The sequence below is a fragment of the Shewanella sp. KT0246 genome, from assembly GCF_019654955.1.
Lineage (GTDB): Bacteria > Pseudomonadota > Gammaproteobacteria > Enterobacterales > Shewanellaceae > Shewanella > Shewanella goraebulensis.
On record NZ_BPEV01000141.1, the window covers coordinates 1 to 497 of the forward strand.

Annotated in this window: 1 protein-coding gene; it reads left to right on the plus strand. The window is 47.7% G+C overall.

What is annotated here, in order from left to right:
* On the plus strand, window positions 1-497 hold a 497-nt coding region (locus K5Q58_RS20855; RefSeq protein ID WP_220755748.1), incomplete at both ends, for a VCBS domain-containing protein.

Below are 497 nucleotides of genomic sequence, written 5' to 3' on the forward strand. Positions count from 1 at the left end.
CAACTGCAACGCTCACTGAAGATAAAGACGTTCACTCGGGATTATTAAGGGTTGATGGTGCGTTAACCATTACTGATAGTGATAACGGCCAAGCTCAGTTCAGCGCAGAAACCCTGCAAGGTCAATTCGGTACGCTGACTATCAATAACCTCGGCCATTGGACCTACACCGCGGATAACTCACAAGCCATCATTCAAGGTCTAAAAACGGGTGAGTCAGTAACTGACACATTGCTGGTTCACGCAGTTGATGGCACTGAACAACAAGTCACCGTGACCATTAACGGTACTGACGATAAAGCCGTGATTGCAGGCACTTCAACTGCAACGCTCACTGAAGATAAAGACGTTCACTCGGGATTATTAAGGGTTGATGGTGCGTTAACCATTACTGATAGTGATAACGGCCAAGCTCAGTTCAGCGCAGAAACCCTGCAAGGTCAATTCGGTACGCTGACTATCAATAACCTCGGCCATTGGACCTACACCGCGGATAAC